Raw genomic sequence first — 23,480 nt, forward strand, 5'->3', positions numbered from 1 at the left:
GTCACGGGGCGTAACCCACCTCTTCTGCTTCCGCGGATATGAAGAATGGCGGGTTACGCCTTCGGCTAACCCACCCTACGAAACAAGAACAAAAGGGAGGCACCATGCCGCGCATCGCAAACATCGAGACCGGGCTCTACCGGATCCGCCTCCCCGTCACCCTCTCCGACTCCACACATGGCGAGATCGCGGCGTTCGAGCTGATCACCTGCCGGATTCGCGATGCAGACGGCGCCGAAGGCGTCGGCTACACCTACACGGTCGGGCGCAATGGCGGCGCGACCGCGGATATCCTCACACGCGAGATTGCGCCGCTGGTCGAGGGACGCGAGGCCGATGACGCCGAAGCGATCTGGCATCATGTCTGGTGGGCGCTGCATTATGGCGGCCGCGGCGGACCGGCCGTGCTGGCGCTCTCTGCGCTCGACATCGCGCTGTGGGATCTGAAGGCGCGGCGCGCCAAGCTGCCGCTGTTCCGCCTGCTCGGCGGCTTCGATGCGGGCGTGCCATGCTATGCCGGCGGCATCGACCTCGACCTCTCCGTCGATGCGCTGCTCGCGCAGACCGACGGCAATCTCGCCAAGGGCTTTCGCGCCATCAAGATGAAGGTCGGCCGGCCCGACCTGAAATCCGACGTCGCGAAGGTCTCCGCGATGCGGCAGCATCTCGGCGACGGTTTTCCGCTGATGGTGGACGCTAACATGAAATGGACGGTCGAGGAGGCGATCCGCGCCGCCCGCGCCTTCGTTCCCTATGACCTCACCTGGCTCGAGGAGCCGATCATTCCCGACGACGTCGCGGGACATTTGCGTATCATGCAGGCCGGCGGCGTGCCGATCGCGGCGGGCGAGAATCTGCGCTCACTGTGGGAGTTCAAGAACTACATCGCCTCAGGCGCGGTGTCCTATCCCGAGCCCGACGTCACCAATTGCGGCGGCGTCAGCACCTTCATGAAGATCGCGCGGCTGGCGGAAGCGTTCAACCTGCCCGTCACCAGCCACGGCGCGCACGACATCACCGTGCATCTGCTCGCGGCCTGTCCGAACCGGTCGTATCTGGAGGCGCATGGCTTCGGGCTCGACAAATATATCGAGCATCCGCTGGTGCTGCAGGACGGGCTGGCGCTCGCGCCTGATAGGCCGGGGCACGGCATCAACTTCGACTGGAAGGGGCTGGCGAAGCTGGCGCCTTAGGGCTCCGTCATGCCCGGGCTTGTCCCGGGCATCCACGTTCTTTTCAACTACGAAGCAAGACGTGGATGGCCGGGTCAAGCCCGGCCATGACGATGTGGCTGCACGCGAGGCATTCCAAGGCGCGGGGTGCATGACGGTGATAATCCTTTATGGTGACGGCAACCGACACCTTGCGAAAGATTCCCTGCCTTGCACCCCGAACTGCACCAGAAACTGACCACGTGGCGCCGGCACCTTCATGCGCACCCGGAGCTGTCGCTCCAGGAAAAAGCCACCTCCGCCTTCGTGCAGGACAGGCTCACCGAGCTCGGTATTCCGTTCGAGGCAGGGATCGGCGGGCACGGCATCGTCGCGACGTTGACGCGTGGCCACGCACGAAGCCGGGTCGGCCTGCGCGCCGACATGGATGCGCTGCCGATCACCGAGGACACCGGCCTGCCCTATGCTTCAAAGACTCCCGGCGTGATGCATGCCTGCGGCCATGACGGGCACACCGCCGCGCTGCTGGGCGCGGCCGCGCTGCTCGTCGCCGACACCGACTGGAGCGGCACGGTCGATTTCATCTTCCAGCCGGCGGAGGAGGGCTTTGGCGGCTCGCGCGCGATGGTCGCGGCCGGGCTGTTCGACCGCTTTCCGATGGAACGGATCTTCGGCTTCCACAACTGGCCGGGCCTTGCCGCCGGCACCATCGCGGTCCACGACGGCGTCGTCATGGCCTCCGGCGGGCGCATCACCATCACCATCGAGGGCCATGCCGGCCACGCCGGCATGCCGCATCTGACGCGCGATCCGGTGGTGGCGGCCGGCCATCTCATCGTCGCGCTGCAATCGATCGCCTCGCGCGGGGTCGATCCGCTCGACACTGCCGTGCTGTCGCTGTGCACGATCGAAGGCGGCACCGCGCCGAACCAGATCGCCGGGCGCGTCACCATCCGCGGCACGCTGCGCTACCATCGCGAGGCGGTCAAGGACGTCATCCTCGATGGTATCGAGCGCAGCTGCGCCGGCATTGCGACCAGCTTCGGCGTCAAGGTCACGCCCGAGATCGTCTGGGGCGTGGGTGTCGTGATCAACTCGCCTGATGAGGCCGACCTCGCGCGCATCGCTGCCGAGAAGCTGCACGCGCCGGTGCGGCGCGACCTCGCGCCGAGCATGGCCGGCGAAGATTTTGCCCATTACCTGCAGCAGCGGCCGGGCGCCTTCGTCTGGATCGGCAATGGCGCGTTGCGCGACGGCGCGGAGCTGCACGGCCCGCGCTATGATTTCAACGACGCGATCCTGCCCGTCGCGTCCGGCTGGATGGCCGAAGTGGCCAAGGCGGCGCTGGCCTCGAACTAACTCTGTTCCGGTCCTGCGTAGATCAATCCGACGAGCAACGTATCGGCGGCACGGGCGTTCCCTCCCGGCACATGGCAAGGGATGGCACGTAAGACATGGCGCGCGTTCTGATCGGAACTTCCGGCTGGCATTACGCCTCCTGGCGCGGCCCGTTCTTCCCGGAGGGCGTGACGCTGAAGCAGCAGCTCAGCTACTACGCCGGGCAGTTCGACACCACGGAGCTGAACGGGGTGTTCTACCGGACGCCGACGCCGGAGGCGGTGAAGGGCTGGCGCGAGCAGACCGGCCGCGACTTCGTGTTCGCCTGGAAGGCGTCCAAATTCATCACGCACTGGAAGCGGCTGTCGGACCGCTCCGTCAACAGCCTCGAGCTCCTGGAGGACCGCATCTCGCGGCTCGGCGGCAAGGCCGGCCCGGTCCTGTTCCAGCTGCCGCCGCAATTCGAGGCGGACGCGGACCGGCTGGCCTCGTTCTTCAAGCTGTTGTCGCGGAAGCACCGCTACAGCTTCGAATTCCGACATCCGAGCTGGTATCAGCCGCGCATCCTGCGGATGCTGACTGAAGAGAACATCTCGCTGTGCCTGTCCGATCATCACGATGCGCCGGCGCCGTGGAAGCGCACGGCGGATTTCGTCTATGTGCGCGGACACGGGCCAAGCGGGCGCTATCACGGGCATTATACGAAGGCCACGCTGACGCAATGGGCCAAGCGCATCAAGTCGTGGAAGCGGCAGGGCTGCGACGTCTACGTCTATTTCGACAACGACCAAAAGAGCGCGGCGCCGGCCGATGCCAAGGCATTGAAGCAGTTGCTGTGATGCTGAGCGGGATGCGTTTTGGCGCAGTCGAGGCTGCGGCTCGCTTCACCTCTCCCGCTTGCGGGAGAGGTCGGCGCGTTCGGGCGATGCAAAGCATCGTCCCGCGCGCCGGGTGAGGGCTTTCTCCTCTTGGAGATTGTCCCGTTGCGGAAACACCCTCTCCCCGACCCTCTCCCGCAAGCGGGAGAGGGTGTGCACCTCCGCCGCTGCTGCGATCGTGCCTCATAATGCGCTAGATGATGCCGCCTTGCCGGAGCGCTGCGATCGCCGCGGCATCATAGCCGAGTTCGGCGAGAACGAGATCGGTGTGCTCGCCGAGCGTCGGCGGGCGGCTCACGATTTCGCCCGGCGTTTCCGACAGCCGCACCGCGGCGCGGGCGACCGGTGCGTGCTTCGGCAGGCCCGGATAGTCGACGTCCTGCATGAAGCCGGCGGCGCGGATGTGCGGATGATCCAGCGCCTGTTGCGGTGAGAGCACGGGGCCGGTCGGAATCATCGCCTGGCCCAGCGCATCGACGGCCTCCTGCGTGGTGCGCTCGGCGCACCAGCGCGCCATCCGCTCGCTGATGATGCGGCCGTTGTTGCCGCGGCTGATGTCGTCGGCAAAGCGCGGATCGTTCAGCCAAACCTCCTCCTCGCCCATCAGCCGCGCCCAGCGCTTGAACAGCGGATGGCCGGTGACCTGGCACAGCACCCAGCCGTCCCTGGTGCGGTAGATGTCGGCGGGAGCCGCGGTCTGGCCGAGATTGCCCGTCGGCACGCGGTTGACGCCGATGACGGCCTGCTCGATCAGCGTCGCGTTGGTGAAGGATAGCGCGGTTGCAAGCAGCGCGCCCTCGACGATCTGCCCGCGTCCGGATTTGCCGCGCTCGATCAGGGCGGCGAGCGTGCCGAACGCGCAGTGCAAGGCGGTGCCGAAATCGACCCAGTTCACCGCGGCCCGGTACGGCGGATCGCCGGCACCCGTCATGTACACCGCGCCCGACATCACCTGCCCGACGCCGTCAAAGCCGACGCGGTCGGACCAGGGACCCGGCCCGCCGAACGCGGTGGCCGTGGTCAGGATGATGTCCGGCTTGATCGCCTTCAAGGATTCGTAGTCGAGCTTCATCGCACGCAGGGTCTGCGGCGGCAGATTGGCGACCACGACGTCCGCGGTCGCGACGCGCTTCTCGACCCGGATGACCTCGGCCCCGAACTCGGCCAGCAAGGTCGCGCAATAGGGCCCGGCGATATAGCGCCCGAAATCGAGCACGCGCACGCCCTCCAGAACTCCTCCCATCGGCTTCTTCCCCAGTGTTTTGCTCAGATTACAGGGAATGATTGCCGCGGCAAGATGGCGCCGGCGCTCAGGCCTCGCGGTAGTCCAGCAGGACGAGCCCGACCAGGATGAAGGCGACCGGCCATATCCACGCCGCGACGCCGCGGACGCGGCCGTCGAGCCGCAATTCGAGCCAGCGCGCCCAGCCCGCGGCGATCCCGCACAGCGCAAGCGGCGTGTGGCTCATCTCGATCAGGAGCTGGTCCTTGATGTTGGCGATGGCATGGGAATGCGTGAGCAGGAGCGCGCCGCCGAGCGCGGTCGTCAGGGGAAACACCAGGGCCGCGCGTCCGGCCTCGTCGCCGCGCAGCCGCACGCGCCATTCGAACAGTCCGAATACTGCGATCAGCAGCACGAAGATGCGGTGCTGCGCCACCTCGGGATCGCGCAGCGATTCGAAGAATCCGGCCGGCCCGAGCGGCCAGGCCTGCTCGTCGGCGCGGAGGAACAGGAAGGCCGCCATGCCGAGAAACAGCAGCGGCCAATGCCTCGCCCAGCGGCCCCAGCGAAACCGCTCGATCAAGGCGAGCAGGCCGATCAGCACCACGAAGACGCCGGCCCAGTGATGATTGTACTCGGACCAGGCGATGTCCTCGGCGTTGCGCGGCAGGATCGTGCCTTCGCCGGGAACGTAGGCGGCCGGTGCGCTGCTGCGCCCGGCATCGGCCAGGGTGATCCTGGCCTGGAGCTGCGCGATGGTCAGCTTGTCGTAGTCCGGGCTGGTCAGGCGCGGCGGCCATTGCGGCGTGGCGCGCTCGACGATCTCCTGCCAGCTCAGTCGGTCGCGCGACAGATCGACGCCGGGCGGCAGCGACGTCAGCGACGCAGCCGCGAGCAGAACGGTGAGACCGATGCCGACCTCGACCTCGGCGAAGCGCTTGAGGCGGAGGATCGGCGTTGCGGGATCGCGCCGCAGCCGTTCGACCAAGAGATAATTGCCCGCGCCAAGCGCGAGCAGCATCAACAGCAACCCGATCTTGGCGAGGATCATGACGCCATAGGCGGTGCCGTAGATCGCCTCGATCGAGCCGATGTAATCGATGGCCATGACGAGACCGCCGCCGACGATGGCCGCGACTGCGGCCATGGACATCAGCGAGTAGCGCCGGGCGATGAGGCGCCAGTCGGAGGGCACCTTGCAGCCGTTCAGCGCGATCAGGAAATAGGGGAGCCCGCCGATCCAGATCGCGGCGCCCAGCATGTGGCCGGCATCGGACAGGAGCAGCGGCCAGCTGAGGACCGGCCGGCTCGCCGCGTGGGTCAGCCGGGTCTGCATCGCGAGCGCGAGCAGCGCAAGCGCGAGGAGTGCCAGGGATCGCAGGCCCTGCGCGCGTCCATTTGCCAGCACGGCGAGGCCGAATGCGCTCGCCGCAATGACGAGGCCGGCCCGGGCGAAATCGGCACTGATCGCCTCGCGCCACGACACCTGAAGCGTCCCGACCAGCGCGGCGGCATTGAGACCCAGCGAAGCGATGGTGAGGAGCGCCCAGGCGAAGGCGCTGACCTTCAGCACCGTCAGGCATTTCTCCTCGATCGTGAGACCGAACACCGACAGCTGCGGCTGCAACGGCCACCACAACAGCATCTGAAAGGCAAGACCGCCGAGCGTGAAGGCTTGGGCGATCAGGATCAGGCCGCGCAGAACGACCGACAGATAGCCGAAGATGTCGAGAAACAGGTACAAGGCGAGGTCAATGAACGATGAACGGAATGTCGCCGCGCGTGATGTGTCCGTCGACGCTCAGCACCTGCCAGCGCAGGCGCCATGCGCCGCCGGAAAGCCGCGTCGCCTCGGCCTTGAGCTCGTCGGCCGGAGCATTGGCCGCGGGCGTCAGCGCCTGCGTGGCGCCGTTCGGCGCCAGCAGCGTCAGCTTGGAACGGGCGCGATCGATCCGGCTGTTGAAATGCAGGCTGATCGCGACGGCGTCCCCCGAGACGGTCGCACCGGCCGCCGGCGATGACGATACGATGATGGCGTGTGCCGAGGCTGCATTCGGGTCGGCAAGACACCAGATGGCGGATAGAAGGATCGCGATTCGAACGAATACGCGCATGGTTGGTCACTCGCTGTCGGCAGCCGCCACCGCACCGCCCCCCGGCGCGTGGTCCGTGCCTATGTTGGAACCGCGGCGCACTTCGCCAAGGGCGCGCGAGCGCCAGGCCGGTTACAATCGACGGAAAAGGATCGGCTGTTGCCGCCGCGACACACCGGCCGCGGCAAAATGCCGATGCGGAAGGCACGCGTCGAGCCAAGCACGGAGGCTTGAAGTCGACGCGACCAATTCTAAGTCAAACACAGCCGAACCCGCGGGTCCGGCGATATCAACACTGATGCTGAGGTTAGGAAAAGCCCGTCGCTTGCGCGGGCATATGTTCGAGGGAAGGCACATGAGAAAGCTTGCTCTTGCAATCGCCGCGGCAGCAACGCTCCTCATTGGAACGGTTGCGCCGGCCTCGGCCCACTGGCGGGGCCATCATCACTGGGGTGGTCCAGGGATAGGTCCGGCCGTGGCGCTCGGCCTGTTCACCGGAGCACTGGCGGCGGCGACCGCACCTCCGATCTACTATGCGCCGGTCTATGGTCCACCGGCATATTACTACGGACCCCGATACTATCGGACCGTCCGCTATTATCCGGCGGCATACCCCTATTGGTATCCCTGGTAAGCCGAGAATAAGGCCCGGCCTGCAGCCGGGCCTTATCGCTGCCTCACATCCCGATCGCCTGAACACGGCCCTTGCGAATGCGAGTGCCTCCAACCCGAGCCCGATGGTCTGCCCGGAACAGAAGGCAGCGGGAGAAGTTCTGTGGATAGGATGCAGGTCCGGACGCGTGCCGGGCCCGAACGGGCGCGCAACAATGCGCTTCGACGCAGCCCGGCCGCGTAACACGATCGGATCTGGTTCTCGCATGAACAAGAATGTCCGTTTCAATCTCGGATATGCTGTCGCGGCGATCTTCGCGGTCTTCTTGATTCAGTATCTGATCTCCGCGGCGCACCAAATCGCGGTGATCCCCTACAGTGAATACCAACAATTGTTGCGCCAGGGGAAAGTCGATACCGTCGGCATCTCCGACCGCACCCTGCAGGGCACACTGAAGGAGCCGCTGCCTGGCGGCCAGAAGCAATTCGTCACCACGCGCGTCGACCAGGACGTCGCGCAGGAACTGGAGAAATACAACGTCCGCTTCACCGGGCAGATCGAGAGCACGTTTCTGCGCGACCTGTTGTCGTGGGTCATGCCCGTGCTGCTGTTCTTCGGCATCTGGTGGTACATCGGCCGCCGCATGGCCGAGGGCGGCGGGATCGGCGGCGGGCTGATGGCGATCGGCAAGAGCAAGGCCAAGGTGTATGTCGAATCCGATACCGGCGTCACCTTTGCCGATGTCGCCGGGGTCGACGAAGCCAAGGACGAGCTTCGCGAGGTCGTCGATTTCCTGAAGAATCCGACCGATTATGGCCGGCTCGGCGGCCGTATGCCGAAAGGCGTGCTGCTGGTGGGACCTCCGGGCACAGGCAAAACCCTCCTTGCCAAGGCCGTCGCCGGCGAGGCCAGAGTGCCGTTCTTCTCGATCTCGGGCTCGGAGTTCGTCGAGATGTTCGTCGGCGTCGGCGCCGCGCGTGTGCGGGACCTGTTTCAGCAGGCCCACCAAAAGGCGCCGGCCATCATTTTCATCGATGAGCTCGATGCGCTTGGCCGCGCCCGCGGCATCGGCCCTTTCGCCGGCGGCCACGATGAGAAGGAGCAAACGCTCAACCAGCTGCTGGTCGAGCTCGACGGTTTCGATTCGCGCTCCGGGCTCGTCATCCTCGCCGCCACCAACCGGCCGGAAATCCTTGACCCTGCCCTGCTCCGTGCCGGCCGCTTCGACCGGCAGGTGCTGGTCGACCGACCCGACAAGAGGGGCCGCATCGAGATCCTCAAGGTGCACATGAAGAAGGTGCGGCTGGCGGACGGTGTCGATGCGGACGCCGTTGCCGCACTCACCCCGGGTTTTACCGGCGCGGATCTTGCCAATCTCGTCAACGAAGCGGCACTTCTGGCGACACGTCGCGCTGCCGAGGCGGTGAGCATGAGTGACTTCAACAATGCAGTCGAGCGCATGGTCGCGGGCCTCGAAAAGCGCAACCGCCTGCTCAACGCCAAGGAACGCGAGATCGTCGCCTATCACGAGATGGGGCACGCCCTCGTCGCGCTCTCACTGCCGGGGACCGATCCAGTGCACAAGGTCTCGATCATCCCGCGCGGCGTGGGCGCGCTCGGCTACACCATCCAGCGACCGATCGAAGACCGGTTCCTGATGACGAAGGAAGAGCTGGAGAACAAGATGGCGGTGCTGCTCGGCGGCCGCGCCGCGGAGCTGATCGTGTTCGGGCACTTGTCGACCGGCGCAGCCGACGATCTGCGCCGCGTGACCGACATCGCCCGCAGCATGGTGACGCGCTACGGCATGTCCGAGAGACTGGGCAGCGTCGCCTATGAGCGTGATCCCGGCAATTTCCTTGCCGGCGCCGACCGCCCCTATCCGGTTCGCGAGCGCGACTATGCGGAAGAGACTGCGGCCGCAGTCGACCGCGAGGTGAAAGCCATCGTCGACCAGGTCTTCCAGCGCACTCAGGGCATCCTGAGCACACGGCGGCCGATCCTGGACCGCGCCGCGAAGAAGCTCTTGGAGAGGGAGACACTCGAGCAGAGCGATATCGATGTGCTGATCCGCGAGATGCCCAAGGAAGCGCTGCGCGCCATCTAGGGTTCGCGCCGGCGTTCAACACGCGCCGTGGCACAAGGCGGCTTCACGCAGCGCGCTTCCGCCTGATCCCGGCCGGGAGCTCGATCATCCTCCGGTCTGGCGGCGAACCGTTCGAGATGAGCGGCGATGGCGTGCCTTCGCTCCTGGGCGCCACGATCCCTATGCCGGGATCGGCATGCCTGGCGCGCCATTCGAGCAAGATATGGCCGGCCACCAACATCAGGCCGGCACATAGCAGCGCAAGAGCCGCGCCGACAAGGTCACGATAGTCATTCATTCCAAAAGCCAAGCATGCGTGCAGCCAAATCGGAACGTGCGTGGACCAAATTGGAATGGAAGCTGCGCGTTTCAAGAGCCTGTCGGCAGCGGAGAAGAAGCTGGTAGTCTCCTTCGCCGCTGCGCGATGCTGGGGAGGGTCAGGCGGATCGTACAGAGCATGCGCCGGGTGAGCGCGGTGGACGGCGCCGCGACGGGGACGCGGAACGGCTGCTCCGGCGGGTGGAGTGATCGCGGTATCCCGGCGCATCGGAGCGCGGGCGCGCCTCTCACCGCGTCAAGCATGTGAGGGATCAGGCTGGGCGGCGAGACCGGCTGGAGCCGTAGTCGTTCGACGCCGGATGATTCCCTTCGCTCAACATCTTGCCAGTGGCGATGTTGACGAAGTGCAGCGAGCCGCAAGCGGGACATCGGACGGAGACGTGCGTGTCCGCGGCTCCCGACATTGGGCCGGGAAGCCAGTGCTGCACGTTCATGCCCGTGCGCGGGCACTTGAAGATGATGTTGCGCTCCATGTTGACGATATGCGCCCGCCGCTCCGGCATTGAAATTGCGGGCCAATACTTAGGCAACTGTCCTGAACGGATCCACGCGCGCACTGTCCGAGCTGCACAGCGGAGGCATTCTCGGCTTTTCCGGTGCCAGGCAGATCGTGCTGCGCAATCGTCAGCACCTCAGGGACATGAACGCCTGATCGCGCCTTTGAGCTGGATCAAGACATGTTGGCGACCCCGATTGTAGCGTCACGACGGCATCGGGATGCGCTTGCTGAGGTACCGTTGCCGAAGGAAGCGAAGTTCGGATTTTCAGGCCTTCCGGGCGGCGCTTTCATAGACAGGTGCAGAAAACCGCGAGCATGGAGCAGGCCGGAGCGCGGCTCCGCCGGAGAGTTCGATGGAACGAATGTCGGCAACGCGGGTTTGTTGGACGAGCTCGGACCCTGAATGGAAGAACCAAGCGAACAATCGGCCTCAGCGCTCCCATGGAGCCCGGGGCCGATTTTCGTCGAACCCTTGGGATCGTCTGGGCAAAGGAGTACGCTGATCAGGAGAGCCGACATGCTTACCGACACTCACACCGACGATCTCACCGCGGTCGTGCGCTACGCACTGGAGACGACCCGCGCGACGACAGTTTGTCCCTTCCACCGCGACGTGATCGTCCGCATCGGAGATGACGCTGCCGAGAGCCACGCCTTCGAACGCGTGAAGCGAATGGCCCGAAGTGACGGCACGAAATGGGAGAAGGAAACTCTCAGGATGGAGATTGGCCGCCAGCTCGGAGTAGCCGCCGACGGATGCTGCCCCAAATGCGATCCGACGGCCCCGGGGCGTTGAGCCCGGCCGAGTGGAAGGGATCGGGCGGATGGAACTGGTTCTTATCCTGAACGGAGCGCGCAGCTCTATCCAGAGGCCAGAAATCCCGTGAAACCAACAAAGCCCACCGCCTCCATCATCCGCGGGGGATCCCGGACGGATACTCCGTCAGCGGACGAAGGCGATGATCGTCGGCTTTCGCCATCGGCCGAGAGGCGCCAGGTCATCGACGAGTACGCCGACAATTTGAGGAAGATCATCCGCAGACTTCTTGGAAGGCTGAATTGATCCCGCTCGGGCGCTTCGCGCCGAGGCACCAAATTCGAATTGACCGTCCGCCGCTTCTCTCGCCCTGTTCGCCGCGCCTCTTCCTGACGAGATCCGGCGGCGGGAACGCGAAAGCTTGATTCAGCGCAAAGGCCTGGAACAGGAGCCTGATAGTAAAGGGCGAAACTGACAGGGAATGCTCGGATGACGCTAAGACATTGGGGTGTGATTCTCGCGATTTCGGCAGGTGCGGTCACATCCGCGATTGCTCAGTCCGACTTTCCGCCGTCCGCGAGCGCGAAACAGGAGGTGCCTCGTCTCGTCGAGGTCATGGGCATGGCGCAGCTCGAGCATCTCAAGCTGTGGTATGCAGGCAAGGCGAAGAACTGGGACCTGGCCGCGTATGAGCTCAGGCAGCTGACGAATAGCCTGGCCGAAGCAGCGGTCTTCTATCCGGCGTGCAGTTCGGTTGAGATCGTCATGCTGACAGAAGGAGCCGCCGAGATGCGGGGCAATGAACCTCGGCGGCCACTGGGGGACGTAACGTGGGGTCGCGTTACGCAAGTTAAATGATAACGCGCCCGCGGATCCCAGGCTTGATCCGGATCAAGCCCGTGCTGCCCCGACATGTCCTGCACGGCTCGGATCGCCCTTCAGGAGGATCACATACATTTTAAACGCTCATCCGTGCCGCAATCACGCGGCGACCGGCTTGCTCTCCTCGCTGCGCTGGCCGAGCAGCGGCGCGAACTGCTCGGACGTCACCGTTTCGTTGGCGATCAACAGCTCCACGCCGGCGTCCAGGTCACCACGCCGCCGCTGGAGGATATCCCTGGCGCGGCGGTCGCCCTCCGCGATCAGGTTGCGGACGGCGAGATCGATCTCGCGGCCCGTTGCCTCGGCAGCCCCGACGATCTTGTCCTGGGCCGCCCCGAGAAACGCCTGCGGCTTGGGCGCATAGGTGCGCTGCCCCACCGTCTCGTCCATGCCGTACTTGGTCACCATTTCGATCGCGACTTCGGTCGCACGCTGAAGATCGTCGGCGGCGCCGGTGGAGATCGCACCGTCGAAGATCAGACGCTCCGATGCGCGTCCCCCCATCAGCACCGCGATGCGGTTCTTGAGTTCCTCGATCGTCAGCAGGAACCTGTCCTCGGTCGGACGCTGGATGGTGTATCCCAGCGCGCCGATCCCGCGCGGAATGATCGAGACCTTCTGCACCGGGTCGACGCCGGGCAGGCTGGCCGCGACGAGGGCATGGCCCATCTCGTGATAGGCGACCCTGCGCCGTTCGTCCTTGCTGAGCACCCTGCTCTTCTTCTCGATGCCGGCCACGATCCGCTCGATCGCCGTGACGAAATCGTCGAACGTGACCTCCTCACCGCTCCGTCTGGTCGCGGCGATCGCGGCTTCGTTGATGAGGTTTGCGAGGTCGGCGCCGGTGAAGCCGGTCGTGAGTCCCGCCACCTTGTCGAGGTCGACGCCTTTGCCCATACGGATCTTGCGGACGTGGACCTTGAGGATGGCAACGCGCCCGTTCTTGTCCGGCCGGTCAACCAGAACCTGGCGGTCGAAGCGACCCGCGCGCAACAGTGCGGGGTCCAGGATCTCGGGGCGATTGGTGGCCGCCAGCAGGATGACGCCGGCGCTCGGGTCGAAGCCGTCAAGCTCGGACAGCAGCTGGTTGAGGGTCTGCTCCTTCTCGTCGTAGCCTCCGAACGACAGCGGCCCGCGGCTGCGTCCCAGCGCGTCGAGTTCGTCGACGAAGATAATGCACGGTGCCGCCTTTCGGGCCTGCTCGAACAGATCCCGGACGCGGGCTGCGCCGACACCGACGAACATCTCAACGAACTCCGAGCCCGAGATCGAGAAGAACGGAACGCCGGCCTCTCCCGCCACGGCGCGGGCCAGCAGCGTCTTTCCCGTTCCCGGCGGTCCGACCAGCAATATTCCCTTGGGTACATGCGCCCCCAATCGGCCATAGCTCGCGGGGTCCTTGAGGAATGAAACGACCTCCTGGAGCTCGAACTTCGCCTCGTCCACTCCGGCTACATCCGCGAAGGTGACCTTGATGTCCTTTTCGACGTAGACCTTTGCACGGGACTTGCCGATCGCCATCAACCCGCCCAGGCCCTGTCCGCCGCCCATGCGGCGGCCGATCCAGAACCAGATCACGAAGAAGGCGATGACCGGAAAGATCCAGGACAGCAAGCTCTGCAGCAGACCGCCACTGGGAACGCCGGTCACATTCACGCCTTTTGCCGCGAGCTTTTCGGCCAAAGCCATATCGACCCGCGCCGTGATGAATGCGGCCTTTCCACTCGGAAGCGGTTCTTTCAATTTCCCCTGAATCATGTCCGAGCCGACGGACACCTCGGCGATCTTGTCCTGCGCCAGCAGCTGCTCGAATTGGCTGTAGGGAATGGTTTCGATTGAACTGTACGTCGCGAGCCCGAACTGCAGCATGACGAGCAGCAGGCCGCCTGCCAAGACAGCGGCCATGACCATGCTCTGCTTCCGTGAACCTTGATCGGACTCCACTCTGCTTCTCCCATCGCCGTCGGCTGCGCCGTGAATGGTAATGAGGGAACGGCGACCTCTGCTTGATTCAGGTCAACAGCGCGGTCCCACACGACCGGGCCGATGAACTCAACAGGGCTGACAGCACATGACGCTCGCGCCGGAGTCCCTGCGTTCAATGCTGCGCAATCCGGCCGTCGACCACCTCGATGATGCGGTCGCAGCGGCGCGCGAGGTCCAGATTATGGGTGACGAGCAGGAAGCTCGTGCCGCTCTCCCGATTGACCCGTCGCATCAGTTCGAAGACGGCATCGGCCGACTTCGAATCGAGATTTCCGGTCGGCTCGTCCGCCAGTACGAGATCCGGATTCATCGCGAGTGCCCTGGCCACCGCCACCCGCTGCTGCTGGCCGCCCGACATGTTGTTGGCGAGATTGTTTCCGAATCTCCCGAGACCGACCTCGGCGAGGAGATGATCGGCCCGGGCCGCGATCTCCGCGCTCGGAAATCCGCGATCCGCGAGCATCGGCATCATGATGTTTTCGCGCGCGGTGAAGGCGGAGATCAGCAAATGATGCTGAAACACGAAGCCGATGGTGTGACCTCTGAGATGCGTGAGCTCGTTGTCGTGCAGCAGCCCGGTGTCGCGCCCCTTGATGAGGAGCCGGCCGGACGTCGGCCGATCGAGCAGACCGACGATGTTGAGCAGCGTGCTCTTGCCGGAGCCTGAAGGACCCATCAAAGCCAGAAACTCGCCATGGTCGAGCTCGAGATCGATGTCGTGCAGTACCTCGGCCTCCGATGGCAGGCCCACATTGTAGGTCTTGCAGACGCGCTCGAGCCTCAGGATTTCCTCAGCCACGGATCGCTACCACCGGATCGAGTTTCGCCGCGCGCACCGCCGGCGCTGTCGCAGCCAACAGGCCGGTAACCGTGGCGAGCAGCGCCGTATAGATGAAGAGGTTTCGCTCCAGGATCAACGGAAAGAACTCGCTTCCATCCGCCTGGCGGGCGACAGCGTGCCAATAGATCAGCGCAAGGGCGCCCATCGTCGCGCCGAACAGCGAGCCGACAAAGCCGAGCAGACCACCCTGGAGCAGGAACACCCGCAGAATCTGGCCGCGCGAGGTGCCCATTGCCCTTAGGATGCCGATCTCCTTGGAGCGCTGGATCACCGAGACGATGAGCACCGCGGCAATGCCAAAGGCCACAGACAGGCCCACGAACACACGGATCAAGGTGTTCGTGTAGATCTGCGCCTGGACGGCGGTGTAGAACTGCGCGTTGGTGGCGATCCAGCTATCGGCTTCGACGGCCGTCGCGGCCTGGATCCGCTTGGCGATGGTTTCCGCCGCGTAGATGTCCTTGATCGTCATGTCGATGGTGGTGACGCCGCCGATCATGCCGAGCAGAGACTGTCCCGTCCGCAGCGCGATGAAGGCCACCCGCTGATTGGCGCCCTTGTTGCCGAAATCGACCAGGCCGGAGATCGTCAGCACCCGGTTGGCGGAGCTTGCCGCCTGGAGGTTCAGCTTGTCGCCCACGCTGGCGCCGAGATTCTTGGCGAGCTCGGTGCCGATGATGATGTCTTCGCTGGTCAGGCGCGCGCTGCCGGCGACGATGTAGTCCGGCACCTTGACGATGTTGAAATAGGTGTCCGGCTCGATTCCGGTCAGCGTCACCGCCCGGCTGGCGTCGCCGCGGATCGCCAGCGCGGATCCTGTGATGGTGGGCGAGACTGCGGTGACTTCGGGCATCGCCAGCATCTGGGCCCTGATCTTCGGCCACTGGTCGATCGAGATCACCCGCTGGCTCGGCCGCTGCACCACCGCGTCCTCGATCTCGCCGGCGGCGTTGCGCAGGGGACGCGCGACCTGATCAGGCGTGAGGAGCTGGATCTGCGGCTGCGACGTCAGCACGCGCCTGATGAAATTTGCCTCCATGCCCGCGAGCATCGCCGACATGAAGACAATGACGCCAACGCCGATCGAAATGCCGCCGATGATGAAGATGGTCTGCAATTTCCCTTCGCGCAGGAAGCGCACGGCAGCGATCCACTCGAATGGGAGCCAGCGATTCATCGCAGGACGGGCCGCACGCGCTGCCCGGTCACGACGCCGGAGCTCTGTGGAATCGCGACATCACCGGCTTCGAGCCCCTCGACGACCTCGATGTTGCTGCTGCCGCGCAGGCCGAGCTTCACCGGACGCTTGACCGCACGACCGCCCTCGACGGTCAGGACCCAGGGCTGTCCGGAGAGGATGTCATGGACCGAGCGGACGGGGAGTACCTTCGCATTGTCTTTCGCGGCAACCTCGATGTCGACCGAGACGGTCATGTCCTGGCGCAGGTCGTCGGATGGCTCCGCCACCGTCAGCTTCACCTGGACGGTCGCGCGGGAAATGTCGATGCCCGGATTGATGTAGGAGACCTTGGCGGCGAAACGCCGGTCCGGGTAGGCATCTGCGGAGGCCAGCGCGCTCTGTCCGAGCGCGAGCTTGCCGAGATTGCGCTCGTCGATCTGCAAGACCAGCTGCAGGTCACCTGACGGCGCCAGCACCAGGAGCGCTTTCCCCGCCTGCACCACGGTGCCTCGCTCGACGTTCCGGGTGATGAGAACGCCGTCGCGAGGGGCCACGATCGTGGCATAGCCCAGGCGGGAGTCCGCCGTGTCCAGATTGGCGCGTGCCTGGTTGAGCTGCGTCTGCGCCATGACATAGTCGCTGCCGCCCGGGCTTGCGGTATAGACCTGGAACTCCGCCGCGCGCTTCACGGCGCGCGCGACGTCGAGCGTCTTCTGCGCGTCATCCAAGGCCGCCCTGGTCGCGTAGCCATTGCGTTCGAGCTGCGCCGTGCGGTCATAGGTCTGCTGGGCGTTCAGAAGCGTCGCTTGCGCTTGCGTCAGAGCCTCCTTCGCGGATGGCAGCGTCAGCTCTTCGAGCTGCCTGATCCGGGCTTCGGCCTGGGCTACCGCCCCCTGCGCCTGGATCACGCTCGCTTTGAGTTCCCGTGCCTCCAGCGAGATCAGCGGCTGCCCTTTGCTGACCTTCTCGCCTTCCTGCACCAGCACGTCCGCAACCGTGCCGGTGATCTGGCTGCCGATCTCGACGCGGTACGGTGTCTCGACATGTCCGCTCGCCACCACGGTCTCGATCAATCGCCCGCGCGCGACCTGGTCGACCACGACGGCAGGTCCGAACAGGATGCGGACGCCCTGCCAGGCACCAAGGGCGAGCAGAACGAGGACCGCGAGCACGAACCATTTGTGGACGAGGACTCCCGACCACGCCGACGCGGCGGAGAGCCGGGTCATGTGCTCCTGCTTCGAAACCGATAGTGTTTGCTCGACCATGACTCTGCGCTGATGCGAATTCCGCCAAACTGAATACCGCATCACCCCTGTTCCAGATTGCGCCAAGTCAACGCGCTGCCCGCAAAATGCGCGCTGTCTCAAAATATTGTCGAGTTTGCATCGATCGACGGCCTGTCGAGAACTCCTGGGGCTTCGACGCCGGCATGCTCACGTTGACGAAGATCAATCCGGCTGCAGCTCACTCGTCCAAACTGACCCGCAAATCGCCTCGGCCATGAAGCAAGATGGAGGACGTGAAAAATGGCGCACAAGCAGGTCCTGTTTCACTCGGCGGCTCGTGAAAAAGTCTTGCGCGGCGCGTCCCTTCTCGCCGATGCCGTGCGCGTCACGCTCGGGCCGAAGTCGAAATCCGTCCTGATCCAGAAATCCTGGGGCGCACCCATCGTGTGCAACGACGGGGTCACCATTGCCAAGGAATTCGATCTCAAGGACGCAGAAGAGAACCTGGGCGCCCAGGTGCTGCGGCAGGCCGCCGAGAAGACCGGCGATGTCGTCGGCGACGGCACCAGCACATCGACCATCCTGGCCCATGCCATCCTTGCGGACGGCGTCCGGAACGTCGTCGCCGGCGCGAGCGCGATCGACCTCAAACGCGGCCTCGATCGCGGGACACAGGCCGCCATCGCCGCCCTGCATGCCATGGCGAAACCGGTGAAGACCAGGGCGGAAAAGGTCCAGGTCGCTACGATCTCGGCGCACAATGACATCTCCATCGGCGAACTGGTGGCGGATGCGATCGAGAAGGTCGGCGGTGACGGCGTGATCTCGGTGGAGGAGTCCAGGACCACCGAGACCCTGCTGGACGTCGTGGAAGGCATGAAGTTCGACCGCGGTTTCCTGTCGCCCTACTTCGTCACGGATGCGGACCGCATGGAAGCCGTGCTGCAGGATCCCTACGTGCTGCTTTGTGATCACAAGATCGGCGCCCTGCGCGATCTGGTTCCCCTGCTCGAGCAGGTCGCCAAGAGCGGCCGTCCGCTTCTGATCGTCGCCGAGGACATCGAAGGCGAAGCGCTGGCGACGCTCATCGTCAATCAGCTTCGCGGCGTGCTCAAGGCTTGCGCGGTCAAGGCACCCGGCTTCGGCGACCGGCGCAAGGCCATGCTGGAAGATATTGCCATCCTCACCGGCGCGCAGGTGATCTCGGAGGAGATCGGGCTCAAGCTCGAAAGTGCCTCCCTCCAGCAACTCGGTCGCGCCGCACGGGTGGTCGCCGACAAAGAGAATACCACCCTGATCGGGAGTGGCGGCGATCGCGCCCGTATCGACGCGCGGCTTGCGCAAATCCGCGTCGAGATCGAGAAGACGACCAGCGACTACGACCGCGAGAAGCTCGAGGAGCGCCTCGCCAAGCTCTCGGGTGGCGTCGCCGTCATTCGGGTGGGAGCACCGACCGAAGCCGAGATGAAGGCGAAGAAGGAGGCGCTCGATGATGCGATCAGCTCGACCAAAGCTGCGGTGGCCGAGGGCATCGTGCCGGGCGGCGGGCTTGCCCTGCTCCGCACGATCGCAGCGGTGGCCAAGGAGGAGGCCACCTGCGAGGGCGACGAAAGAACGGGCGTGCAGATCCTGAAGCGCGCGCTCGAAGCTCCCGCGCGCCAGATCGCCGAAAATTCCGCAACCGATGGCGGCGTCGTCGTTGCCAGGATGCTGGCCAGCGAAGGCAATTCCGGCTTTGACGCCGCCCGGAAGGTCTATGTCGACCTCGTGGAGGCCGGCATCGTCGATCCCGTGAAGGTCGTACGGATCGCGCTCGAAAATGCGGTGTCCGTCGCAAGCGTGCTTCTTCTGACGGAGGCGACGATGACGGAGATTCCGGAGCCGAAGCGCGAGCGGCTGCCCGAGTCCGACATGGCGATGTAGCAGCCGCAGGCCTTGCGGCGAACGCAAAGGCATTGGCCGTCGGCGCAAGGCGGGCGAAGATTCCGTACAGGATGCAACGATGCCCTATCGCTCGAACAAGGACCTTCCCCCTGGCGTGCGGCACCATCTGCCGCCTCATGCCCTGGACATCTACCGGGAGGCATTCAACCATTCCTTTGCCTCGCATGCCGGGGACCTCCGGCAGGAAGAGATCGCTCACCGCACGGCCTGGGCTGCGGTGAAGCGCTCCTACGTGAAACTCGGTGACCAATGGTTGCCAAAGCGACCGGATTCATGAGGGCCCATCGCTCTCGACTGCCCGGCCATCGAGAAACGTCGATGTATCCACCCGTATTGCGGGACGTCGGATGTGGAACGACGAGTTCCACACCCGCATTGGGCATGATCATCCCATGACCTGCCGACACCGCCTGATCTCGCATGCGATGCTCTCGAGTTTGAGCGAAATCAACCGGTGCACGAGGGCCATGGCTATTCTTTTCGATGACCGGAATGGTCAAGCTCGAAGGAGACAATGATCATGGCAACCGAAACCAAACTTCCTGTCACCAAACCGTCCGCCGCGCCTGCAGCCGCCGGCGAGGCATGGCAACCGTTCCAGGCGCTGAGAAACGAAATCGACCAGATCTTCGACGATTTCGGCAACGGCTTCTGGAAACGGCCGCTCCGCTCGCTTGCCCGGCTGGAGCGCGACCTGTCCAAGAACTTCAATGCGCCGGCCGTCGACGTCGCCGAAAGCGACAAGGCCTACGAGATCACGGCTGAGCTTCCCGGCCTCGACGAGAAGAACATCGACGTCAAGCTCGTCAACGGAGGTCTCACCATCAGGGGCGAGAAGAAGGAAGAGACCGAAGAGAAGAAGAAGGATTACTACGTCTCCGAGCGCCGCTACGGCTCGTTCGAGCGCTACTTCGCGCTCCCGGACGGCGTCAACGCCGACAAGATCGAGGCGACGTTCAAGAACGGCGTGCTCAAGGTCGTCCTTCCCAAGACCGAAGAAGCCCAGAAGCCGGCCAAGACCATCAGCGTGAAGGCCGCCTGACGGCCGCCGACGCGAGGCTGTGACAGCCGCAGCCTCGCCTCACCCAGGACATTCGCCAGCGAACTCGAGGACACACCATGCGCGCGCATCATATCATGACGAAGGACCTCGTTGCCGTAACGCCGCACACGACGATCGAGGAGGCGGCCAGGATCATGCTCCGAATGCACATCAGCGGTCTGCCCGTCATCGACGATGCCGGTAACCTCGTCGGCGTGGTCTCGGAAAGCGACTTCCTCCGCCGTAGCGAGATCGGAACCGGTCGCAGGCACGCCGCCTGGCTGAAGTTCTTCATGGGACCAGGACGCGCGGCTGCCGAATTCGTTCACGAGCGCGGCCGCAAGGTGGAGGACGTGATGACGAAGCAGGTCGTCTCGGTGCAGGAGGACACGGATCTGGCCGAGCTGGTCGACCTGATGGAGAAGAACGACATCAAGCGCGTCCCCGTATTGCAGGGCAAGGCGCCCGTCGGGATCGTCACGAGGTCGAACCTGCTGCAGGCCGTGGCGAGCCTCCTGCACGAAATTCCGGATCCGACTGCCGATGACGAGCACATTCGCGAGCGCATCACGCGCGCGGTCAACGCCACGGACTGGCGTCCGATCGGCTTCGAGGTGAATGTCCGCAAAGGCATCGTGCATTTGCACGGCCTCGTCACCACCGACGAGGCGCGTCGGGCCGCGATCGTTGCCGCCGAGAGCACCGCTGGCGTCAAGGACGTTCACGACCATCTCTGCTTCGTCGACACCTATAGCGGGTTCTACGTGGAAGCGCCCGAAGACATGAGGGCCGCCGGCTGAACTCCCCGCGGATCGAGGTCACCATGCTCGGATGGTTCGTTCGGATTCTCTTCGCCATAGCAGCGCCGATCACGGCGCTGTTCGTGGCACGTGACGCACTGAACTTCGGCTTGATCCAGACCATCGTGACCATGTTGCTCGTGACTGTCCTGGTCGGGCTGATTGCCGCCTATACCGGGCGGGACCGACAGGCCCCGCGCTAACTGCCGACGCGACACGGTGGCCGGCGCCTGCCGCCGACCGGCTCGCCCGCTCCTGCCGAACCGGTGCGCGAAGCCGCCCGATGGCATCGACAAGGCACAGCAAAGGTATGGCGGTGAGCCGGTACTCCAGGAGTGCAGGTGTTCGCCGTGTGGCTCCGGACATCACCTTAGGTGAAGCTCCCAAATTTCGGACGGGCAATTTATCCGCTAGTATGGGTTTGTCAGCACGCACCGGCGAGGCGCCTGCAAATGAACCACTCGATCTACACTGCAGACAGGACAACGCATCTGAAAGTGGCCGTTACCGGATTGCTGGCTGGCATCGCCGTCGTAGCGACCACGCTGACCGTGCACTTGGCGCAGCCTGAATTGAGCTTGCAGAAGGCGAAGACTCTGGCCGTTCACCAGGCACGTCCGATGCACGCACTGACCGAAATGGCCCAACGCTAATCGAGATCGGGCTGTTGGAGGATATTCAGATGACCAACGAAGCAATCAAGGCGCTAATGATATTCGCGATGTACGGCATCCTCGAACTCGCGCTCTATTTTTCGTCGATCGCCAGATCTGCCAAGCAATCGGTGCGTTCGACACCCGGCCAGACTGCGAATCCCGATTTCACCCGTCCCGTGGCGGAGGACTAGGTCGATCGGCGCGGTCGCCCGTCGCGAGACCGCGGCGTCAGGGACGATCGTTACAATGGTTCGTCATCGAGGATGGTTCTGCCTGCAGCGAGACGAAGTCACCGCCGCCGTAATCGAACAGGGGCTTGATCGAGATCAACCGCCCGGCCGCGATCGAGGGCCCCGCGCTAGATCCCCGCTCGCCTCCCCTCGCCCGTTGCTTGCCTGGCGGTTGATCTCGGTCAAACGTCGATCGGCAAAGAGCAGCATTGTGTACCGAACATGATCTGAACTGCGCCATCTCAAGGCAGGCACATGACAACGACAGACGGAGCCGCTCCCTCACCTCAAACGCGCGTGCCGGCACCAGAACCATTTCTGTGGGGCGTCTCGACCTCGAGCTTCCAGATCGAGGGCGCGTCCCATGTGGATGGGCGCGGCGACAGCATATGGGACAGCTATTGCCGGCAGAAGGGCCGCATCAAGAATGGCGATACCGGCGATATCGCCTGCGATCACTATCATCGCTACCGTGAAGACATCGCGACGATGCGCGATATCGGCGTCGGCGCCTACCGCTTCTCGATCTCGTGGCCGCGCATCCTGCCTCGCGGTCGCGGGGCCGCGAACGAGGCGGGCCTCGATTTCTACGACAGGCTCGTCGATGCACTCCTGGCTGCCGGCATAGAACCCTGGGTCTGTCTCTATCACTGGGATCTGCCGCAGGCGCTGCAGGACCTCGGCGGCTGGCAGAACCGGGACATCGCGGGATGGTTCGCCGATTATGCCGCGCTGGCGGCCCACCGCTTCGGCGACCGCGTCAAGCGGTTCGCCACCTTCAACGAGCCATGCGTATTCACGCTATTCGGATACGGTCTCGGCTGGAACGCGCCCGGCATTGCCGACAGGAGCGCTGTGCACCGGGCCATTCACCACGTGAACCTCAGTCATGGCCGCGCCATCGACGTGCTCCGGCAATCGGTGACGGATGCATCGCTCGGTGCCATTCACAACCGCCAGCCCTGTTATCCCGTTACCACGCGGGAGGAGGATGTTGCGGCGACGCGGCGCTTTGCGCCGTACTGGAATGACGCATTCCCGTATCCGCAGCACTTTGCCCACTATCCCCTCGAGCTTGCCGAGGCCATCGAGCCTTACGTCAAGCCCGGCGACATAGCGCAGATCGCGCGGCCGGTCGACTGGTTCGGGCTCAACCATTATTCGCCGCACTACGTCAAGGCCGACAGCAATCCGATCGGCGCCGGCTTCGGTGCACCGCCGGATGGCGTGCACCGGACTGTTATCGGCTGGCCCATCATTCCCGACGCGTTCCGCGATACGCTGCTCGACATCCACCGGCGCTTCCGGTTGCCGATCTACGTGCTGGAGAACGGAACCGCCGCGGACGACAAGCCGGACGATACAGGCCGCGTTCAGGACACCGCACGAATTGCCTATCTCGACGCCTATACAAGGGCAATGCAGGAAGCGATGCGAGCCGGAGCCGACGTCAAGGGCTATTTCGTGTGGTCGCTGCTCGACAATTTCGAGTGGGCATCGGGCTACTCGCAGCGCTTCGGTCTCGCTCATGTCGATTTTGCCACGCAGAAGCGAACCCCGAAAGCGTCGGCGAACTGGTATTCCGATCTCATCCGGTCGGCACGACGGTCGCAGATTGCCGCAGACCGTGCGGGGCTCGACAACGTGACGGCAATGCCCGGCGCGATGGCCGCCTCCACGGTCTCCAGCTAGG

At 64.6% G+C, this 23,480-nt stretch carries 23 protein-coding genes and 1 pseudogene; 16 read left to right on the forward strand and 8 right to left on the reverse strand.

Going from position 1 to position 23,480, the window contains the following annotated elements; all coding sequences use genetic code 11:
* Positions 1 to 104: 104 nt before the first annotated feature.
* The 3 genes from H1B27_RS28685 (at position 105) to H1B27_RS28695 (ending at position 3,349) form a co-directional block, all read left to right on the forward strand.
* Positions 105 to 1,193 carry a mandelate racemase/muconate lactonizing enzyme family protein gene (locus H1B27_RS28685; RefSeq protein ID WP_197968386.1) on the forward strand — a complete coding sequence of 363 codons (1,089 nt, stop codon included), beginning with the start codon at positions 105 to 107 and terminating at the stop codon, positions 1,191 to 1,193.
* A 189-nt stretch (positions 1,194 to 1,382) separates the two neighbouring features.
* Positions 1,383 to 2,531: an amidohydrolase gene (locus H1B27_RS28690; protein WP_197968387.1), complete on the forward strand. Its 1,149-nt coding sequence runs from the start codon at positions 1,383 to 1,385 to the stop codon at positions 2,529 to 2,531.
* 95 nt (positions 2,532 to 2,626) lie between these two features.
* On the forward strand, positions 2,627 to 3,349 hold the full coding sequence (locus H1B27_RS28695) for a DUF72 domain-containing protein (protein WP_197968388.1): 723 nt from the start codon (positions 2,627 to 2,629) through the stop codon (positions 3,347 to 3,349).
* 232 nt (positions 3,350 to 3,581) lie between these two features.
* On the opposite strand, the gene H1B27_RS28700 is transcribed toward H1B27_RS28695, so the two are convergent.
* The 3 genes from H1B27_RS28700 to H1B27_RS28710 form a co-directional block, all read right to left on the reverse strand.
* A complete protein-coding gene (locus tag H1B27_RS28700; protein ID WP_197968389.1) occupies positions 3,582 to 4,631 on the reverse strand; it encodes a CaiB/BaiF CoA transferase family protein in 1,050 nt (349 codons plus the stop codon).
* A gap of 67 nt (positions 4,632 to 4,698) precedes the next feature.
* A complete protein-coding gene (locus H1B27_RS28705) occupies positions 4,699 to 6,354 on the reverse strand; it encodes a CopD family protein (RefSeq protein WP_197968390.1) in 1,656 nt (551 codons plus the stop codon).
* Between the two features lie 7 nt (positions 6,355 to 6,361).
* Positions 6,362 to 6,724 (reverse strand): copper resistance CopC family protein, encoded by a 363-nt coding sequence (locus H1B27_RS28710; RefSeq protein WP_061878327.1) that lies wholly within the window; start codon positions 6,722 to 6,724, stop codon positions 6,362 to 6,364.
* A gap of 334 nt (positions 6,725 to 7,058) precedes the next feature.
* On the opposite strand from H1B27_RS28710, the gene H1B27_RS28715 reads away from it, so the two are divergent.
* Both H1B27_RS28715 and ftsH (H1B27_RS28720) read left to right on the forward strand, forming a co-directional pair.
* Positions 7,059 to 7,337 (forward strand): hypothetical protein, encoded by a 279-nt coding sequence (locus H1B27_RS28715; RefSeq protein WP_082821986.1) that lies wholly within the window; start codon positions 7,059 to 7,061, stop codon positions 7,335 to 7,337.
* A 244-nt stretch (positions 7,338 to 7,581) separates the two neighbouring features.
* Entirely contained in the window at positions 7,582 to 9,423 is a 1,842-nt protein-coding gene (gene ftsH / locus H1B27_RS28720) for an ATP-dependent zinc metalloprotease FtsH (protein WP_197968391.1), read from the forward strand.
* A 43-nt stretch (positions 9,424 to 9,466) separates the two neighbouring features.
* Here the strand turns inward: ftsH (H1B27_RS28720) and H1B27_RS28725 are convergent, their stop codons facing one another.
* Positions 9,467 to 9,700: a hypothetical protein gene (locus H1B27_RS28725; protein WP_131866686.1), complete on the reverse strand. Its 234-nt coding sequence runs from the start codon at positions 9,698 to 9,700 to the stop codon at positions 9,467 to 9,469.
* 588 nt (positions 9,701 to 10,288) lie between these two features.
* Here H1B27_RS28725 and fixK point away from each other — a divergent pair.
* The 3 genes and pseudogenes from fixK to H1B27_RS28735 all read left to right on the forward strand — a co-directional run.
* Positions 10,289 to 10,393, forward strand: a pseudogene (gene fixK / locus H1B27_RS40360) (nitrogen fixation protein FixK); the annotation flags it as partial.
* Between the two features lie 364 nt (positions 10,394 to 10,757).
* On the forward strand, positions 10,758 to 11,036 hold the full coding sequence (locus tag H1B27_RS28730) for a hypothetical protein (protein ID WP_197968392.1): 279 nt from the start codon (positions 10,758 to 10,760) through the stop codon (positions 11,034 to 11,036).
* A gap of 471 nt (positions 11,037 to 11,507) precedes the next feature.
* On the forward strand, positions 11,508 to 11,855 hold the full coding sequence (locus H1B27_RS28735) for a hypothetical protein (RefSeq protein WP_197968393.1): 348 nt from the start codon (positions 11,508 to 11,510) through the stop codon (positions 11,853 to 11,855).
* A 123-nt stretch (positions 11,856 to 11,978) separates the two neighbouring features.
* On the opposite strand, the gene ftsH (H1B27_RS28740) is transcribed toward H1B27_RS28735, so the two are convergent.
* The 4 genes from ftsH (H1B27_RS28740) to H1B27_RS28755 all read right to left on the reverse strand — a co-directional run bounded on the left by ftsH (H1B27_RS28740) (position 11,979) and on the right by H1B27_RS28755 (position 17,115).
* On the reverse strand, positions 11,979 to 13,823 hold the full coding sequence (gene ftsH, locus H1B27_RS28740) for an ATP-dependent zinc metalloprotease FtsH (protein ID WP_197968394.1): 1,845 nt from the start codon (positions 13,821 to 13,823) through the stop codon (positions 11,979 to 11,981).
* A 154-nt stretch (positions 13,824 to 13,977) separates the two neighbouring features.
* On the reverse strand, positions 13,978 to 14,664 hold the full coding sequence (locus tag H1B27_RS28745) for an ABC transporter ATP-binding protein (RefSeq protein WP_197968395.1): 687 nt from the start codon (positions 14,662 to 14,664) through the stop codon (positions 13,978 to 13,980).
* Positions 14,657 to 15,883, reverse strand: coding sequence for an ABC transporter permease (locus H1B27_RS28750; RefSeq protein WP_197968396.1), 1,227 nt, complete (start codon positions 15,881 to 15,883; stop codon positions 14,657 to 14,659). Before H1B27_RS28750 ends, H1B27_RS28745 begins: the two co-directional genes overlap by 8 nt.
* Positions 15,880 to 17,115 (reverse strand): efflux RND transporter periplasmic adaptor subunit, encoded by a 1,236-nt coding sequence (locus H1B27_RS28755; protein WP_246515773.1) that lies wholly within the window; start codon positions 17,113 to 17,115, stop codon positions 15,880 to 15,882. Before H1B27_RS28755 ends, H1B27_RS28750 begins: the two co-directional genes overlap by 4 nt.
* Positions 17,116 to 17,415: 300 nt before the next feature.
* Between H1B27_RS28755 and groL the strand changes: the two genes are divergently transcribed.
* The 8 genes from groL to H1B27_RS28795 all read left to right on the forward strand — a co-directional run bounded on the left by groL (position 17,416) and on the right by H1B27_RS28795 (position 23,479).
* Entirely contained in the window at positions 17,416 to 19,038 is a 1,623-nt protein-coding gene (gene groL, locus H1B27_RS28760) for a chaperonin GroEL (protein ID WP_197968398.1), read from the forward strand.
* Positions 19,039 to 19,117: 79 nt separating this feature from the next.
* The gene (locus H1B27_RS28765; RefSeq protein WP_194389022.1) at positions 19,118 to 19,336 is read left to right on the forward strand and encodes a ChaB family protein; all 219 of its coding nucleotides are present in this window, start codon (positions 19,118 to 19,120) and stop codon (positions 19,334 to 19,336) included.
* Positions 19,337 to 19,579: 243 nt separating this feature from the next.
* A complete protein-coding gene (locus tag H1B27_RS28770) occupies positions 19,580 to 20,101 on the forward strand; it encodes an Hsp20/alpha crystallin family protein (RefSeq protein ID WP_197968399.1) in 522 nt (173 codons plus the stop codon).
* 77 nt (positions 20,102 to 20,178) lie between these two features.
* A complete protein-coding gene (locus tag H1B27_RS28775) occupies positions 20,179 to 20,901 on the forward strand; it encodes a CBS domain-containing protein (RefSeq protein ID WP_197968400.1) in 723 nt (240 codons plus the stop codon).
* Positions 20,902 to 20,924: 23 nt separating this feature from the next.
* The gene (locus H1B27_RS28780) at positions 20,925 to 21,104 is read left to right on the forward strand and encodes a hypothetical protein (RefSeq protein WP_061878337.1); all 180 of its coding nucleotides are present in this window, start codon (positions 20,925 to 20,927) and stop codon (positions 21,102 to 21,104) included.
* Positions 21,105 to 21,353: 249 nt separating this feature from the next.
* Positions 21,354 to 21,554 carry a hypothetical protein gene (locus H1B27_RS28785; protein WP_197968401.1) on the forward strand — a complete coding sequence of 67 codons (201 nt, stop codon included), beginning with the start codon at positions 21,354 to 21,356 and terminating at the stop codon, positions 21,552 to 21,554.
* A 29-nt stretch (positions 21,555 to 21,583) separates the two neighbouring features.
* Entirely contained in the window at positions 21,584 to 21,748 is a 165-nt protein-coding gene (locus H1B27_RS28790; RefSeq protein WP_156504872.1) for a hypothetical protein, read from the forward strand.
* 294 nt (positions 21,749 to 22,042) lie between these two features.
* Positions 22,043 to 23,479 (forward strand): GH1 family beta-glucosidase, encoded by a 1,437-nt coding sequence (locus H1B27_RS28795; RefSeq protein ID WP_197968402.1) that lies wholly within the window; start codon positions 22,043 to 22,045, stop codon positions 23,477 to 23,479.
* Position 23,480 lies beyond the last annotated feature (1 nt).

The organism is Bradyrhizobium diversitatis (genome assembly GCF_016031635.1).
GTDB lineage: Bacteria > Pseudomonadota > Alphaproteobacteria > Rhizobiales > Xanthobacteraceae > Bradyrhizobium > Bradyrhizobium diversitatis.

Bases quoted from the DNA above. Each gene is read 5' to 3' on its own strand.
- H1B27_RS28685 (WP_197968386.1), top strand. From the start codon at position 105: ATGCCGCGCATCGCAAACATCGAGACCGGGCTCTACCGGATCCGCCTC.
- H1B27_RS28695 (WP_197968388.1), top strand. From the start codon at position 2,627: ATGGCGCGCGTTCTGATCGGAACTTCCGGCTGGCATTACGCCTCCTGG.
- H1B27_RS28700 (WP_197968389.1), bottom strand. From the start codon at position 4,631: ATGGGAGGAGTTCTGGAGGGCGTGCGCGTGCTCGATTTCGGGCGCTAT.
- H1B27_RS28710 (WP_061878327.1), bottom strand. From the start codon at position 6,724: ATGCGCGTATTCGTTCGAATCGCGATCCTTCTATCCGCCATCTGGTGT.
- H1B27_RS28715 (WP_082821986.1), top strand. From the start codon at position 7,059: ATGAGAAAGCTTGCTCTTGCAATCGCCGCGGCAGCAACGCTCCTCATT.
- ftsH (WP_197968391.1), top strand. From the start codon at position 7,582: ATGAACAAGAATGTCCGTTTCAATCTCGGATATGCTGTCGCGGCGATC.
- H1B27_RS28725 (WP_131866686.1), bottom strand. From the start codon at position 9,700: ATGAATGACTATCGTGACCTTGTCGGCGCGGCTCTTGCGCTGCTATGT.
- H1B27_RS28730 (WP_197968392.1), top strand. From the start codon at position 10,758: ATGCTTACCGACACTCACACCGACGATCTCACCGCGGTCGTGCGCTAC.
- H1B27_RS28750 (WP_197968396.1), bottom strand. From the start codon at position 15,883: ATGAATCGCTGGCTCCCATTCGAGTGGATCGCTGCCGTGCGCTTCCTG.
- H1B27_RS28755 (WP_246515773.1), bottom strand. From the start codon at position 17,115: ATGACCCGGCTCTCCGCCGCGTCGGCGTGGTCGGGAGTCCTCGTCCAC.
- groL (WP_197968398.1), top strand. From the start codon at position 17,416: ATGGCGCACAAGCAGGTCCTGTTTCACTCGGCGGCTCGTGAAAAAGTC.
- H1B27_RS28765 (WP_194389022.1), top strand. From the start codon at position 19,118: ATGCCCTATCGCTCGAACAAGGACCTTCCCCCTGGCGTGCGGCACCAT.
- H1B27_RS28770 (WP_197968399.1), top strand. From the start codon at position 19,580: ATGGCAACCGAAACCAAACTTCCTGTCACCAAACCGTCCGCCGCGCCT.
- H1B27_RS28775 (WP_197968400.1), top strand. From the start codon at position 20,179: ATGCGCGCGCATCATATCATGACGAAGGACCTCGTTGCCGTAACGCCG.
- H1B27_RS28780 (WP_061878337.1), top strand. From the start codon at position 20,925: ATGCTCGGATGGTTCGTTCGGATTCTCTTCGCCATAGCAGCGCCGATC.
- H1B27_RS28785 (WP_197968401.1), top strand. From the start codon at position 21,354: ATGAACCACTCGATCTACACTGCAGACAGGACAACGCATCTGAAAGTG.
- H1B27_RS28790 (WP_156504872.1), top strand. From the start codon at position 21,584: ATGACCAACGAAGCAATCAAGGCGCTAATGATATTCGCGATGTACGGC.
- H1B27_RS28795 (WP_197968402.1), top strand. From the start codon at position 22,043: ATGACAACGACAGACGGAGCCGCTCCCTCACCTCAAACGCGCGTGCCG.